General features: G+C 65.8%; 11 protein-coding genes. 8 read left to right on the forward strand and 3 right to left on the reverse strand.

All coding sequences use genetic code 11. The annotated features are described in order from the left end of the window. Positions 1–13: 13 nt before the first annotated feature. Both ABTW55_RS07545 and ascF read right to left on the reverse strand, forming a co-directional pair. A complete protein-coding gene (locus ABTW55_RS07545; protein ID WP_060422632.1) occupies positions 14–1,444 on the reverse strand; it encodes a 6-phospho-beta-glucosidase in 1,431 nt (476 codons plus the stop codon). A 16-nt stretch (positions 1,445–1,460) separates the two neighbouring features. Continuing rightward, the gene (gene ascF, locus ABTW55_RS07550; RefSeq protein ID WP_033652800.1) at positions 1,461–2,903 is read right to left on the reverse strand and encodes a PTS cellobiose/arbutin/salicin transporter subunit IIBC; all 1,443 of its coding nucleotides are present in this window, start codon (positions 2,901–2,903) and stop codon (positions 1,461–1,463) included. A gap of 284 nt (positions 2,904–3,187) precedes the next feature. Between ascF and ABTW55_RS07555 the strand changes: the two genes are divergently transcribed. From ABTW55_RS07555 to ABTW55_RS07590, 8 genes are all read left to right on the forward strand, one after another. Next, a complete protein-coding gene (locus tag ABTW55_RS07555) occupies positions 3,188–4,210 on the forward strand; it encodes a LacI family DNA-binding transcriptional regulator (RefSeq protein ID WP_122302052.1) in 1,023 nt (340 codons plus the stop codon). Positions 4,211–4,321: 111 nt separating this feature from the next. Then, complete coding sequence (locus tag ABTW55_RS07560) at positions 4,322–5,200, forward strand: AraC family transcriptional regulator (protein ID WP_033652802.1); 879 nt, start codon at positions 4,322–4,324, stop codon at positions 5,198–5,200. Between the two features lie 100 nt (positions 5,201–5,300). Next, positions 5,301–6,977: an ABC transporter ATP-binding protein gene (locus tag ABTW55_RS07565; RefSeq protein WP_060422629.1), complete on the forward strand. Its 1,677-nt coding sequence runs from the start codon at positions 5,301–5,303 to the stop codon at positions 6,975–6,977. Further along, complete coding sequence (locus ABTW55_RS07570) at positions 6,967–8,604, forward strand: ABC transporter ATP-binding protein (RefSeq protein WP_060422626.1); 1,638 nt, start codon at positions 6,967–6,969, stop codon at positions 8,602–8,604. Before ABTW55_RS07565 ends, ABTW55_RS07570 begins: the two co-directional genes overlap by 11 nt. An 87-nt stretch (positions 8,605–8,691) precedes the next feature. After that, on the forward strand, positions 8,692–10,830 hold the full coding sequence (locus ABTW55_RS07575) for a TonB-dependent siderophore receptor (protein WP_195892174.1): 2,139 nt from the start codon (positions 8,692–8,694) through the stop codon (positions 10,828–10,830). Continuing rightward, a complete protein-coding gene (locus tag ABTW55_RS07580; RefSeq protein WP_033652804.1) occupies positions 10,830–11,078 on the forward strand; it encodes a hypothetical protein in 249 nt (82 codons plus the stop codon). Before ABTW55_RS07575 ends, ABTW55_RS07580 begins: the two co-directional genes overlap by 1 nt. Beyond that, positions 11,075–12,496, forward strand: a complete 1,422-nt coding sequence (locus tag ABTW55_RS07585; RefSeq protein ID WP_060422620.1) for a PepSY domain-containing protein — start codon at positions 11,075–11,077, stop codon at positions 12,494–12,496. Before ABTW55_RS07580 ends, ABTW55_RS07585 begins: the two co-directional genes overlap by 4 nt. A 3-nt stretch (positions 12,497–12,499) precedes the next feature. Beyond that, positions 12,500–13,726, forward strand: a complete 1,227-nt coding sequence (locus ABTW55_RS07590) for a RhtX/FptX family siderophore transporter (protein WP_033652805.1) — start codon at positions 12,500–12,502, stop codon at positions 13,724–13,726. Between the two features lie 157 nt (positions 13,727–13,883). Here ABTW55_RS07590 and ABTW55_RS07595 read toward each other — a convergent pair whose 3' ends face one another. Then, positions 13,884–14,306, reverse strand: a complete 423-nt coding sequence (locus ABTW55_RS07595; RefSeq protein WP_047569526.1) for a hypothetical protein — start codon at positions 14,304–14,306, stop codon at positions 13,884–13,886. Between the last annotated feature and the right edge of the window lie 38 nt (positions 14,307–14,344).

Below are 14,344 nucleotides of genomic sequence, written 5' to 3' on the forward strand. Positions count from 1 at the left end.
CCTCCGCCCCAACCTACCCCAAATCCCCCCCATTGCTGGCGATCACTTTCTTATACCACCAGAACGATTTCTTGCGGGTGCGGGCGAGGGTGCCGTTGCCCTGGTCGTCGCGGTCGACGTAGACAAAGCCGTAGCGCTTGCTCATTTCGCCGGTTGAGGCGGCCACCAGGTCGATGCAGCCCCAGGTGGTGTAACCCAGCACCGGCACGCCGTCGGCGATGGCGTCGGCCATGGCGCGGATGTGTTCGCGCAGGTAGCTGATGCGGTAGTCGTCCTCAATCTCGCCTGCTGCATTGAACTCGTCGTGCGCGCCCAGGCCGTTTTCCACCAGAAACAGCGGTTTTTGGTAGCGGTCGTACATCATGTTCATGGTGATGCGCAGCCCCAGCGGATCGATGCCCCAGCCCCAGTCGCTGCGCGGCACGTGCGGGTTCGCCAGCGATTTCACCACGTTGGCGGCGCTGCTGTTGTTGTCGTTCATGTCGGCGGAGGCGCAGCGCGAGGCGTAGTAGCTGAAGGAGACGAAGTCGACGGTGTGCTTCAGGATGTCGGCGTCTTCCGGCGCCATCGCGACGCTCACGCCTTTCTCGCGGAAGACGCGGGCGGCGTAGGAGGGGTAAGCGCCGCGCGCCTGCACGTCGATAAAGAACAGGTTCTCGCGGTCTTTCTCCAGCGCGGCCCACACGTCTTCCGGCTTGCTGGACCACGGGTAGAAGTTGCCGCCGGCCAGCATGCAGCCCACCTGGTTGGCGGGGTTCACTTCGTGGGCGATGCGCGTCGCCAGCGCGCTGGCCACCAGTTCGTGGTGCGCGGCCTGGTATTTCACCTGTTCGGGGTTTTCGTCCGCTTCAAACACCAACCCCGCGCCGGAGAACGGGCTGTGCAGCAGGATGTTGATCTCGTTGAAGGTCAGCCAGTATTTCACCAGCCCGTCGAAGGCTTCGAAGCAGGTGCGGGCGTAGCGGGTGAAAAACTCCACCATCCTGCGGCTGCGCCAGGAACCGTATTCGGTCACCAGATGCATCGGCACGTCGAAATGGCACAGGGTCACCAGCGGCTCGATGCCGTATTGGCGGCACTCTTCGAACAGGCTGCGGTAGAAGGCGATGCCTTCGGGGTTGGGCGTCAGCTCGTCGCCGTTGGGGTAAATACGGCTCCAGGCGATGGAGGTGCGAAACACGGTAAAGCCCATCTCCGCCATCAGCGCGATGTCGTCGCGGTAGCGGTGGTAGAAATCGATGGCGTCGTGGCTGGGATAAAATTCGTCGTCGCGCAGGCTAAAGCGCTTCTCCAGCCCGAGTTTGACCGCCATGCGGTGCGGGCCGTGCGGGATCATATCGACGGTGGTCAGCCCTTTGCCGCCCTCGCGATAGCCGCCTTCCGCCTGGTTGGCGGCTAAAGCGCCGCCCCATAAAAACCCTTTAGGGAATGTTGAGTCAGACATGCAATCCTCTGGTGTCTCAATGCGTTGCGCTGGCGGCGTTCGCCGCCGGTGCGGTTTGGCCGGGTGCGGCGGCGTTTTCCGGCAGATCCTCGAAGCCCAGCATTAGCGTGAGCGCGAACGATAGCACCACCGAGAGCGCCATCACCGCCACCACCCACACGATGCTCATCGGGTTGGCCGGATCGAAGAACTGCACGCTGGTGAACAGCCCGGGCGAGGCCATCGAATGGCTGGCCAGCCCGCCGATGCCGGCGACCGCGCCGCAGACGAAGCCGCTGATCAGGCTGGCGACCAGCGGCCGTTTCAGGCGCACCGCCACGCCGTACAGTGCCGGTTCGGAAATCCCCGCCACGATGGCGGAGGCGGCGGCGGCCAGCGCGGTCTGGCGCAGCTCGCGGTTCTTGGTTTTCAGCGCCACCGCCAGCGAAGCGCCGCCCAGCGACAGGTTGGCGCCGATCTCCGAAGGCATCACCATGCCCTCTTTGCCGGTCTCGGCGATGGTCTGGATGATGGTCGGGGTAAACACCCGGTGCATGCCCGTGATCACCAGCAGCGGCCAAATCGCCCCCATGATGGCCACGGAGAGCCAGCCCAAATAGCCGTGCACGGTGTAGACCAGCGCAGAGATGCCGCTGCCGATCCAGATGCCGAGCGGCCCGATAAGCAGAATGGCGATCGGCGCGGCGATCAGCACGATCAGCATCGGTTTGAGGAAGTTCTTGGTCACCGCCGGGGTGATGCGATCCACCCCGCGTTCGATGTGCGACAGGATCCAGGTCATCACCAGCGCCGGGATCACCGTGTAGGTGTATTTCACCGCCGTCACCGGGATGAAGGCGAATTCCACCGCCTGGCCCTGTGCCGCCTTGGCCATCAGATCGATAAAGTTGGGATGCACCAACACCCCGGCGATGGCGATCGCCAACGACATGTTGGTTTTGAACTTCAGCGCCGCCGAAGCGGCGACCATCACCGGCAGGAAGAAGAATGCGCCGTCGCCGATCACGTTGAGGATGACGAGGGTCGAGGAGCCTTTTTCGAATACCCCGGCCATGTCCAGGATCATCGCCAGCAGCTTCACCATCGAGCCGCCGATGATGGCGGGGATCAGGGGCGACATGGTGCCCACCAGCGCGTCGAGAATGCCGGCGACGATGCCCTTCAGGGTGAGTTGGCGTTTCACCGGGGTGGCGGGGGCCGCCGCGCCCGGCATGCCGAGCGCCAGCACCGCCTGATAGGCCTTGGCCACCTCGTTGCCGATGATCACCTGGCACTGCTCGCCGCTGTGCACCACGCCCAGCACGCCGTCGATAGCTTTCAGCGCCGGGGTGTCGATCCGCGTTTTGTCTTTCACCACGAATCTCAGGCGGGTCATGCAATGGGTCACGGCCTCGATATTGCCCGCGCCGCCCAGGGCGGCCACGATGGCGTGCGAGATCTCTGCGTAGTTCTTCGGCATGGCGTGTCGTCTCTCAGATAGCAATTCGGATAGCCTAAAGGCGAATATTTACTGCCTGGGCGATCCGTCGTTCCATCCGTATGAAACGCCCATAAGAAACCGGTTTCACAAAATCATGTATTGGTGTTTTATTGTTGGCAAGAACTATGATTTTTGGCGTTTCGTTTTCGTGATCTGGATCGTCAGGGATAAGTGCGCACCGACGCACAGGGGGGCGAAAGCGTTCCAAACGCCGGGCGTCTTGGGTAGACTGCGCTGAACCCATGGATTTTGGCGGCGCACAGATGGCAACGATACTCGAGGTGGCGAAAAAGGCCGGCGTTTCAAAGGCGACGGTGTCGCGCGTGTTGTCCGGCAGCGGCTATGTCAGCGAGGAGAAACGCGCGTTGGTGGATAAAGCCATCGCAGAAACCGGCTATCGGCCCAACCTGCTGGCGCGCAGCCTGGCGACCAACACCACCCAAACCCTCGGCCTGGTGGTCACCAACACCCTCTACAGCGGCAACTATTTCAGCGAACTGATGGCGCAGTCGGCGCGCATCATGGAGGCGAACGGCCGCCAGCTGATCCTGGCGGACGGCAAGCACACCGCCGAAGAGGAGCGGGCCGCCATTCAGTTTTTGCTGGATCTGCGCTGCGACGGGGTGATCATCTATCCGCGTTTTCTGTCGATCGCGGAAATGGACGAGATCGTCTCCCAGCACCGCCAGCCGATTCTGGTGATCAACCGGCGGCTGCGGCTGAACGACAGCTACTGCATCTTCAGCGATCAGCACGCCGCCGGCGCGGCGGCGGTGGCGCACCTGATCGCGCGCGGGCATCGCGACATCGCCTTTATCACCGGCTCGCTCGATTCCCCCACCGGGCTGGAGCGGCTTTCCGGCTACAAATCCGCGCTAGCGCAGCAGGGCATCGCGGTTAACGAGGCGTTGATCGTCGAGGGGAAATGGCACGCGCAAAGCGGCGTGGCGGCGGTCGATGCGCTGCTGGCCGGCGGGCAGCCGTTCAGCGCCATCGTCGCCGGCAACGACGAGATGGCCATCGGCGCGATGAAGCGGCTGGCAGAGCGTGGCGTGGCGGTGCCGGAGGCGGTATCGGTCATCGGCTTCGACGACATCCCGCTGGCGCCCTATACCGTGCCGTCGCTGTCGAGCATGAAGATGCCGGTCACCGAGATGATCCAGGAGACCATCAACCGCCTGCTGTCGATGCTGGACGGCGGCGAGCTGAGCAAGCGCCCCAGCTTCCCGGCCAGCCTGATCGAGCGCGAGTCGGTGGCGGCGGGGCCGTATTGGGGTGGTAACTGATCCATCCGCGCCTCAATAGACAAACCCGACGGCCGGCCTTATATTGCTAATGAGAATCACTATCAAAAACCTCGCCGACGGTCGGCGTCATCATTCACAGGCAGGGCGAACATGTCTACGTCCCCCCAGCGGTTACTGCAGGAATATCATCAGCAAGCGCAGGACTATGCGCTGTCGGACATGCTGCGTGCGCGGCGCGGCGTGTTGGCCGCCGATGTCGACATCGAGCTGGATGAACCCCACCGCGCGGGGCTGAAGATCGTGGTGATCCGCCGCGGGCGTCTGCGCTGTGAAAGCGGAACGGGGCCGCAGGTGGAGCTGAACGGCCCTTCGCTGTTGCTGGCCGCCGGGCGGGACGACTTCGTGTTGAACAACCTGTTCCAGGCCGGCGAACCGCTCGATTATACCCTGCTGCAGTTCTCAGCCGCCTGGCTGGAGCAGAACGATGTCCGCCTGCCGCCCGGCCTCGATGGGCGGCGGCATGCGCAGTTGGTGCCGCTGGCGGCGCCGACAGCGCTGATCGGCCAGGCCCGGCAACTGTTCGCCTGCCCGCTGCACGAGTCGCAGCGCGGGCTGTGGTTCAGCGCCAGGGCCAACGAGCTGGCGGCGCATTGCCTGCATCAATGCTGGAACCGCAGCGCTGCCGCGCCGTCTGTTGGCGTGCACCTAGCCGCGCGCGATGTGGCGCGCCTGCAGCTGGCGCGCGAAATCCTGTTGGCGGAGATGGAGCAGCCGCCGAGCCTGGATCAACTGGCTCAGCGCGCCGGGTTGAACACCCGCAAACTCACGCAAGGGTTCCGCCAGCTGTTTGGCGCCAGCGTATTCGGCCTGCTGCAGGAGCACCGGCTGCAAACCGCTTGGCGCTTGCTGAGCGAGCAGGATCTGCACGTTTCCACCGTCGCCTGGCAGGTGGGTTATACGCCGGCGCACTTCTCCGTCGCCTTCCGCAAGCGTTTCGGCGTCATGCCCTGCGACGTCAAAAAGCGTTAGCCACGCAATCGAAAGAAAAAGTCTCGCCGGCGAAAGCCTTTACGGATGAGGACGTCCGCCGCTTTTGGCTACAGTAAGCGCCTTTGCTGTGGAGGATCTCATGCTGAGTGACCTGCGGGCGCTGACGCGTCCTTTCCGCATCATGCTGTATTCCGCGCTGGCGCTGCAGGCGCTGGCCGGCGTCAGTTCGCTGTTTCCCTGGTTGGCGATAGCCCGGCTGGTGGACGCCGATCCGGCGGCCTATTCCTTCTGGCTTGGCGTCGCCGCCGGTGGCCTTGCGCTGTGGCTGTTCGCCCAAACGCTGGCGCTGCACCTCACTCATCTGCTCGACGCGCGTTTGTGTCATCGGCTGCGCAGCCAATTGGCCGCCAAGCTGGTGCGTCTGCCGCTGAACTGGTTTGTGCGGCAGGGCGAGAGCGGCGCCGCCCGGGCGCTGTCGCAGGACATTCAGGCGCTGCATCAGCTGGTGGCCCATGCGCCGGCGGAGTTGGTGCAGCTGGCCGTGGTACCCGGCTGCGCGCTGGCGCTGCTGGCGGCGGTGCAGTGGCCGCTGCTGCTGTTCGCGCTGATACCTTTGCTGGCGGCCGCGCTGCTGTTTCGCGTCATCCGTTCGCCGCGACTGCGGCCGGCGTTTGAACAACGCGATCGGGCGTTTCGGCAGTTGAACGACGATTATCGGCAGCTGGCGGCGCATCCGCTGTTGGCGCGCCAGTTTCCCGGTGCGGGCATCGAAGCGCGTGCGCGGCAGAGCCTGCGGGGCTTTCTCGCCGCCTTTCACCGTTGGCTGCGGCGTATCGGCGCGCTCGGCGCCGTGACCCAATTACTGCTCAGCGCCGCGCTGTCGGCCGGTTGGCTGTTGCTCGGCGCCCGCTGGCTGGCGCCCAATCTCACGCTGGCGGAGCTGGCGCTGTTCGTGTTGCTGTTGCGCAGCGTGGCGCAACCGGTGATGGCGATGGGGCACGGCGGCGATGCATTGCGCGCGGCGACGCTGGCCGCCGGCCGCATTCGGGCGCTGCTGGCGCATCCCGAAATACGCTGGGGAGGGCGCTCGACGATCGCTTCGGCGCCGCAGGGGGCGGCGCTGCAGCTGAGCGATCTCGGTTGCCGGCAGGACGAACGCTGGTTGCTGCAGGGCGTCAATCTGGCCGTCGAACCGGGGGAATGGCTGGCGATTGTCGGGGCGTCGGGCAGCGGTAAAAGCACGCTGCTGCGGTTGATCGCCCGTTATAGCGAGCCGGATAGCGGAACGGTATCGCTCGACGGCGTGCTCGCCGACGCGTTCTCGGCGCAGGCATTCAATCAGATGGTGGCCGTGGTGCCGCAGGAGAATACACCGCCGGCGATGTCGCTGCGCGACAACCTGACGCTGTTCGTCGACGGGGCCGACGATGCGCAGCTGCGGCGCGTGCTGGCCGCGCTGGGGCTGGCGGCGCGTTTGCAGGATAGGTTGGACGATACGCCTTCGCTTTCCGGCGGGGAGGCGCAGCGTCTCGCCATCGCCCGGGCGTTGCTGGCGCGGCGGCCGCTGCTGTTGGCCGACGAACCGACTTCGGCGCAGGATCAGCAAAATCGCGAACGCATTCTGACGGCGCTGGCGCAGCTGCCCGCCACCCGGCTGGTGGCAACGCACGACGCGGAACTGTGCCGCCGCGCCGATCGGGTGGCGGTGCTGGCGGAGGGGCGGTTGCTGGCGGTCGGCACGCCCGCCGAGATGGCGGATCATCCGGCATTGTTGGCGGCGTTGGCCGAGCGCCAGGAGGCGGACGATGAAGTTTGAGTTGGTGAAAGCGTTGGCCCCGGCGCTGTTGCTGATGGCGCTGGCCGCCGCGTTGGATGGCGTCTGCGCCTTGCTGCTGGCGGCAGCGGTGGCGAACTGGCAGCAAAATCCCGGCCATTGGCTAGGGCTGCTGGCGCTGGCTACGCCTCTCTTGCTGGCGGTGCAGTATGCGGCGGCCTCCCGCGGTTTCTTCGCCGGCGGCGCGGTGATGAGCTCGTTGCTGCGGGCGCTGTTCCGCCGTCTGCCGCGCGCGCTGTCGCCGCAGGAGCAGGCACCGGGTCTGTTGGCCGGGGCCATCGGTCAGACGATGTCGGCACCCGCGCACCTGCTGGCGCCGTTGGTTGGCGCGGTCGTCACGCCGCTGGCGCTGATCGCCGGGCTGGCCTGCCTGAGCCCGGGAGTGGCGCTGATGCTGCTGGCGGCCTGCGTGCTGTTGATGCTGGTGTTGCGCGGTTCGGCGGCCCGGCTGCACCGGCGAGAGCGAGAGCTTGGGGAGGCCAATCAGAGTATTGAAGGGGCGCTGATGCAGTTTGCCCGTCATCAGGCATTGCTGCGCTTCGGCTACGGGCAGGCGGCCGCCGCCGAGGCGTTGACGCAACGGTTGGATGACCATCATCGGGCGCACGCCGCGCTGCTGCGCCAAAGCTTGCCATATCACCTGTTGTTCAGCGCCGGGCTGCAGCTGACGCTGTTGGCGGCATTGTGGTTCGGTGCCCATGAGGTGCTGGCGCAGCGCCTGAACGTCGCCCAATGGCTGGCGCTGATGATTGTCCTGGCCCGCTTGTTGGAGCCGTTGCTTCAGCTTTCTCACCTCGATCAGGCGCTGCGTCAGTTGAAGAGCGCGTGGGCGCAACTGCGGCAGGCGCTGGCGTCGCCCGCGTTGCCGCTGCCGGAACGGGACGGCGCCGCGCCGCAGGACGACGGCATCGCGCTTGAGGCGCTGAGCCTGGCGGCGGCGCACGGCGGCTGGCGGCTGCGGGAAATAGGCGGAGCCTGCGCCGCCGGAGAGATGTTGGCGATCGTCGGCCCTTCGGGCGCCGGCAAAAGCAGCCTGCTGAGCCTGATGGCGCGCACGCAGGATCCGACGGCGGGGCGGGTGTTCTACGGCGGCCGTGACGTGCGCGCGCTGTCGGCGCGGCAATTGGCGGGCGGTCGCGGCGTGATGTGGCAAGACAATCGCCTGCTGCGCGGCAGCGTGCGCTGGAATCTGACCCAGGGGCGAACGGATATCGGCGATGAGCGTCTGCTGGCGCTGTTGGCGGCGCTGGATCTGCCGCCCGACGTGCTGGAAGAAGAGGTCGGCAGCGACGGCGATCGTTTCTCCGGCGGGCAGAAGCAACGGCTGTGCCTGGCGCGCACGCTGCTGCAGGGGGCGCCACGATTGTTGTTGGACGAACCGGGCGCCAGTCTGGATCTGCGCAACGCCGAGCGCGTGGCGGCCCTGCTGGCCGGCTGGCCCGGCACGCGGGTCGTCGTCACCCACGATCCCGCGTTGGCCTGTCGGGCGGATCGAGTGTGGGTGCTGGAAGGCGGGCGGCTGACGGCGGCGGGCAGCCCGGATGCGCTGCGCGAGGCGGGGGGCTGGTTCGCCCGTTTCTGCCAGGCGAAAATGACCGGCGATCGATAGAGAAACTCCGGCAATCGAAAAAGTCGCGGCGGCCGTTTTGTTAGATTGATAACGATTATCATTTAACAATAACAATCAGGGAAAAACATGCGACTCATTCACCTCTCACCAGTGGCGGCCGCGATGCGCCGCGGCGCGTTGCTGTGCGCGCTGTGCGGCACCGGGGCGCTGGCGCAGGATGCGCCGGCCAAAACGGACGTAAAAGAAGATACCCTCACCGTGACCGCCGGCGCGGCGGCGCGGGATGACTATGTGGCTCCCGGCGTCACCACGCTGGGGAAAATCCCGCTGAAACCGCGTGAAGTGGCCCAGTCGGTCAGCGTGATCGATCGCCAGCAGATGGAGCAGCAGAATCTCACATCGCTGGATGCGGTGATGACGCGCGCCACCGGCGTCACCAGCGCCCCCTTCGTGTTGCTGACCACCGCGTGGTATGCGCGCGGCTTCAAGATCGATTCGTTCGAACTGGACGGCGTGCCGACGCTGCTGGGCAATACCGCCAGCTCGCCGCAGGACATGGCGGTGTATGAGCGGGTGGAGATCCTGCGCGGCTCCAACGGCCTGCTGCACGGGCTCGGCAACCCGGCGGCCACGGTCAACATGGTGCGCAAGCACGGACTGGCGCAAAACCGCGCGCAGTTTACCGCCAGCGCCGGGAGCTGGAATCAGTATCGCGGCGAAGCGGACGTGGGCGGCCCGCTGAACGCGTCGGGCAGCGTGCGCGGCCGTGCGGTGATGGCATGGGAAGATCGCGATTATTTCTATCGCGTCTCGGATCAGAAAACCCGTTTGCTGTATGCCACCGTCGACGCCGATCTGACGCCGGATACCCTGCTGCGTGTCGGCGCGCAGTACCAAACCATCGATTCCGTCACCAATATGGCCGGGGTGCCGATGGGGAAAGACGGCAGCGATCTGCACCTGCCGCGCAGCACCTATCTGGACGTGGACTGGGATCGCTTCAAATGGGACACCACGCGGCTGTTCGCTGCGGTGGAGCATCGGCTGAACGACGACTGGCAGGCCAAGCTGAGCGGCGACTATCTGCACGCCAAGTCTCGCCTGCTGTATGCCGGCGCCTGGGGCAACGTCGATCCGGCCACCGGCGACGGCGCGGCGCTGATGGGCGGCGCCTATCGTTTTCGCAATCAGCAGCTGGGGCTGGACGCCAGCCTGAACGGCAAGATCGACGCCTGGGGGTTGCGGCACGAGTTGGTCGTCGGCGCCAGCTACACCCATGCCGAAGAAGAACAGTTCACCGCACGGTTTGATTCTGTGTTTCAGGTGCCGGTGAACGTCTACCGCTGGGATCCGCACGGCGTGCCGAAGCCAGCGATCGGCGCTTACAGCTCGCCGGGGTCGACCAAAACCGTTCAGCGCGGGGTGTACGGCATGGGCCGCATTAAACTGGCGGAGCCGCTGACGCTGGTGGCCGGCGCGCGCGAAAGCTGGTGGCAACTGCGTTCGCCCAGCGACACTCTGGAAGAGAACGCGCGTCTGACCCCCTACGGCGGCCTGATCTGGGATTTCGCCAAAGACTGGTCGTGGTATGCCAGCTACGCCACGGTGTTTCAGCCGCAGAGCGGCAAAACCTGGAGCGGGCAGATGCTTAAGCCGGTGGAGGGCCGCACGCTGGAAAGCGGGGTGAAGGCGTCGCTGATGAATGGCGCGCTCAACCTCTCGGCCGCGGCGTTCCGCATCGATCTGGAGAACAACCCGCAGGTGGATCCCGATCACCCGGGCGGCGGTTTCGATACCTGGTATATCAGCGGCGGCAAGGCTCGCAGTGAAGGCCTCGAGCTGGAAGGGCGCGGATACCTCACGCCATGGTGGGACGTCACGCTCGGCTACACCTATACCGACACGCGCTACACCCGCGACGCCGGCAACCAGGGGCGCGCCTACAACAGCCTGACGCCGCGTCATATGCTGCGGCTGTGGAGCGATTACGACCTGCCGTGGGATCAGCGCAAGTGGAGCATCGGCGGCGGCATCCAGGCGCAGAGCGCGTTCAGCAGCGCCAATGGCGCGACGACGCTGCGCCAGGGCGGCTATGCGCTGGTCAACGCACGGCTGGGGTATCGCATCGACGAGACCTGGTCGGCGGCGCTCAACGTCAACAATCTGTTCGATCGCCGCTACTACGCCGGGCTTTTCTCGCCGCAGTGGAACAACCGTTACGGTGAACCGCGCAACCTGATGTTCACCGTCAAGGCCGAGTTTTGATGAATATGCGCGTATGGGCGGCGTGCCTCGGCAGCGCCATGGGGGGCGTTACCCTGGCGCTGCTGTTGGCGCGCGGCTATCCCTCGGCCGACCCGCTCGATCGGCTTTACGGCGCGCTGTTTCTGGCGTTGTTCGGCGGCATCGCGTTGCTGACGTATAGCCTGCTGGCGCCGGACTGGCGTCGCACGCTGCTGCGCGCCTGGTTGTGGTGGCCGCTGCCGCTGGCGCTGCTGGAGGCGTGGCGATGAACGCCGTCGCGCGACGGGCTTTGGCGTCGCTGCATCGGGGCTGCGGCGCGTTGTTCGGCTGCGCGCTGTTCGTGGTCCTGTTCACCGGCTGCTGGAGCCTGGCTGGCGACAGCTTCACGCTGTGGTGGAACGGCGTGACGATGAGCGGCGAGCAACGGCCGTTGGCGCAGCTGCTGGACGACGCGAAAGCCTACGGTGAAGACGGCGCGGCGCCTTACGTCATGCTGCCGAGCGCGCGTTATCCGGTGATTCGCTTTTGCCGCGCCCCGGACGACTGCGCCCTCGCGCTGAGCGCCGTCAGCGGGCGGCTGGTCAGCCTGACGGCACCTACCACGCTGTTGGTGACGCTGCACAAGAACCTGTTTCTCGGCTTTCCCGGTCGGGTGTTTCTCAGTTTGTTCGGCATCGCGTTCGCTTTGCTGCTGATCAGCGGGATTGCGCTGCATGGTCGACGGCTGCGCCAGCTGTTGCAGCTGCGGCGGCGTCAGGGGCTGCGGGTGCTGCTGTTCGATCTGCACAATCTGTTGGGGCTTTGGTGCTATCCGTGGCTGGTGATGTTCGCTTTGACCGGCGCGTTATCCGGCCTCGGCGCGCTCGGTACTGTGCTGCTGGCCGACCGCGTCAGCCCCGGTGCGCCGCAGCGGGTGATGGCGCAGCTGATGGGCGGTGCGCAACCTGCACCGCCCTTGCCTGACGCCGGGCGTACTCTTGCGCAGACGATGGCGGCGCTGCGGCGCCAGGCACCGGAATTTACGCCGCAAACCCTGCAGCGCGCGCCGGATGGTGCATTGCTGGCGGTGGGCGGCGTCACTCGCGGTATTCCCAGCAGCGCGCTGTTCGAGCAATTTCGTTTCGGCAGCGGCGAGCAGCCGGCGCTGATGCGGCGCAGCGCCGCTCATCAGGGGCCATGGACGCGCGCGTTCATCGCCGTTCAGCCGCTGCACTATGGCCAATACGCCTGGTTGCCGCGGGCGGCGGCGGCGGTGAGCGCGCTGCATTTTTTGGCCGGGTTCGGCGCGGCGACGCTGGCGCTGAGCGGGCTGGGATTGTGGTGCCTACGGCAGCCGCAGCGCCGTGCCGCGCGCTTTATCACCGGCGTCTGCTGTGGTCTGACGGTGGCGGGAAGTCTGCTGTTGGCCGCCCGGCCGCTGGCGGCGTTCCCTGCCGCCTGGCTGTTTTGGGGAATGTGGGGCGCGGTGGCGCTGTTGGCGTGGCGAGTTTGGCCGGGGTGGTTATTGTTCCTCAGCGGAATGGCCAGCGGTACGGCGCTGCTGGTGGCGGCGCTCGGCCATATGCTCAGCGCCGGCCCCGGCCTGTACTGGCTGGACAGCGCTTTACTGTTAGTCAGCGCGGCTCTGTTCGCCGCCGGCTCCTTGTTATGGCAATCGCGCGGTGCCTGGCCGCGCCAATTGGAGTAAAACATGCGACAACTATTGCAACATCGGCATCTGGTGCTGACCCTGGGGCTGCTCTATTTTAGCCAGGGCATCCCGATCGGCATCGCCATGGATGCGTTGCCGACCCTGCTGCGCCATGACGGCGCCAGCCTGCAGGCGCTGGCGTTTTTGCCGCTGGTGGGGTTGCCCTGGGTGGTGAAGTTTCTTTGGGCGCCGCTGGTGGATAATCACTGGTCGCCACGCTTCGGACGCCGCCGCAGTTGGATTATTCCGCTGCAGTGCGTGGTGACGATGTGCCTGATCCTGCTCAGCGCGGTCGGCATTTCCGCGGCGGCGGCAGGGCTGTGCGTCGCGCTGCTGGCCGTCGCGTCGCTGGCCAGCGCTACGCAGGATATCGCCACTGATGGCATGGCGGCGGAACACGTCAGCGGTGAGTTGCTGTCGCGCGTCAATGCCATTCAAATCGCCGGGGTGATGAGCGGCTTCTTCGTCGGCGGGGCGGGCATGATGATGCTGAGTGCCCGGGTAGGCGTGCAGGGTGCGCTGCTGGCGATGGCGATCTTCCCTGCCGTCAGCCTGCTGGCGATTGGCCGCTTCCGACAACACGCCGATCTGCCGCCCGAACGCGCCGATTCGCGTCCGGCCAGCCTGCTGCGCACGCTGCGCCGTCGCGGCGCGGCGCGGTTGCTGACGCTCACGCTGCTGTCGGCGGTGACCGCGGTATCCGGCTTCGGGTTGGCCAAGCTGTTTTTAACCGATCACGGTTGGACGCCGGCGCAGGTCGGCCAGATCGGCATGGCCGGCGGCATGGTGACGCTGGTGCTCGGGTGCGGTGGCGGCGCCTGGCTGGTGAGCCGGCTCGGGGTGTGGAAGGCGTTCGCGGTTGGCCTGGGTTGTGCGCTGTGCGCCTCGCTGTGCTGGCTGGCGATGGCCAACTGGGGTCTGCAATCCGGCGGCGTGATCGCCGCGGTGATGGGAGGCGCGCTGGCTTCCGGAGTGACCTCGGTCGCTATCATGACTGCCGGCATGCAGTTCGCTGCGCAGGGCGATCAGGCGGGCACAGACATGACCATGGTGCAAAGCTCGCGCGATATCGGGGAAATGGTCAGCAATATGCTGATGGTGGGGATGACCGCCAGCCTGGGCTACCGTTTTTCCTTCGCGTTGGCGGCCGCTTTGGCCGTGCTGCTGCTGGGCATCAATCTGGCCAGCAACCGGCACCCTGCGGCGGTGCGGCGGCAAGAAGAGTAGAGGAGATAGTTGGGGCCGGTTAAACCAGCTATCGATGTTTAACTGCGGCGAGCTGAGCAAGCGCCCCAGCTTCCCGGCCAGCCTGATCGAGCGCGAGTCGGTGGCGGCGGGGCCGTATTGGGGAAAGACATAATCGCGTACCCGCCTTTTTCAGGTGCTACAACGCTTGAACCCGTCCCTTCGACAAAGCAAAAATCCCCAGCGCGCTGCCCAACGCCAGGGCGCTGGCGGCTGCCGTGGATAGCGCGAACTCGCGCGTGTAGGGCAACAGCAGGCCAGCCGCAGAGATGCTGCCCAGCAGCAGGCTAAAGAACAGCGCTTTTTTACGATAGGGCGCCTTAAGGTTGAGATAGGCGGCGACGGCGCAGACGATAAGTGTTCCGCCGACGACGACCAACAGCGGCAGGATGATGAGCGCCCCGGCGAGGAGATTGGACAGCCCAACGTCCCCCACGCCGGCGTAAGAGACAATAAGGAACATGATGCCGATGGCTAATACCGTGCTCAGTTTGATGACGATATAAGTGCTCGCGCACAGGTTAAGCGCCTTTAATGCTACTAGCATCACGTTGTTTGCCATCGTTCATCCTTGAGTTTGTCGGATAGGGGCCGCGTTGG

Origin of the sequence: Serratia sp. SM04, from assembly GCF_040280225.1 — a bacterium.
Taxonomy (GTDB): Bacteria; Pseudomonadota; Gammaproteobacteria; order Enterobacterales; family Enterobacteriaceae; genus Serratia; species Serratia sarumanii.

Bases quoted from the DNA above. Each gene is read 5' to 3' on its own strand.
- ABTW55_RS07545 (WP_060422632.1), bottom strand. From the start codon at position 1,444: ATGTCTGACTCAACATTCCCTAAAGGGTTTTTATGGGGCGGCGCTTTA.
- ascF (WP_033652800.1), bottom strand. From the start codon at position 2,903: ATGCCGAAGAACTACGCAGAGATCTCGCACGCCATCGTGGCCGCCCTG.
- ABTW55_RS07555 (WP_122302052.1), top strand. From the start codon at position 3,188: ATGGCAACGATACTCGAGGTGGCGAAAAAGGCCGGCGTTTCAAAGGCG.
- ABTW55_RS07560 (WP_033652802.1), top strand. From the start codon at position 4,322: ATGTCTACGTCCCCCCAGCGGTTACTGCAGGAATATCATCAGCAAGCG.
- ABTW55_RS07565 (WP_060422629.1), top strand. From the start codon at position 5,301: ATGCTGAGTGACCTGCGGGCGCTGACGCGTCCTTTCCGCATCATGCTG.
- ABTW55_RS07570 (WP_060422626.1), top strand. From the start codon at position 6,967: ATGAAGTTTGAGTTGGTGAAAGCGTTGGCCCCGGCGCTGTTGCTGATG.
- ABTW55_RS07575 (WP_195892174.1), top strand. From the start codon at position 8,692: ATGCGACTCATTCACCTCTCACCAGTGGCGGCCGCGATGCGCCGCGGC.
- ABTW55_RS07580 (WP_033652804.1), top strand. From the start codon at position 10,830: ATGAATATGCGCGTATGGGCGGCGTGCCTCGGCAGCGCCATGGGGGGC.
- ABTW55_RS07585 (WP_060422620.1), top strand. From the start codon at position 11,075: ATGAACGCCGTCGCGCGACGGGCTTTGGCGTCGCTGCATCGGGGCTGC.
- ABTW55_RS07590 (WP_033652805.1), top strand. From the start codon at position 12,500: ATGCGACAACTATTGCAACATCGGCATCTGGTGCTGACCCTGGGGCTG.
- ABTW55_RS07595 (WP_047569526.1), bottom strand. From the start codon at position 14,306: ATGGCAAACAACGTGATGCTAGTAGCATTAAAGGCGCTTAACCTGTGC.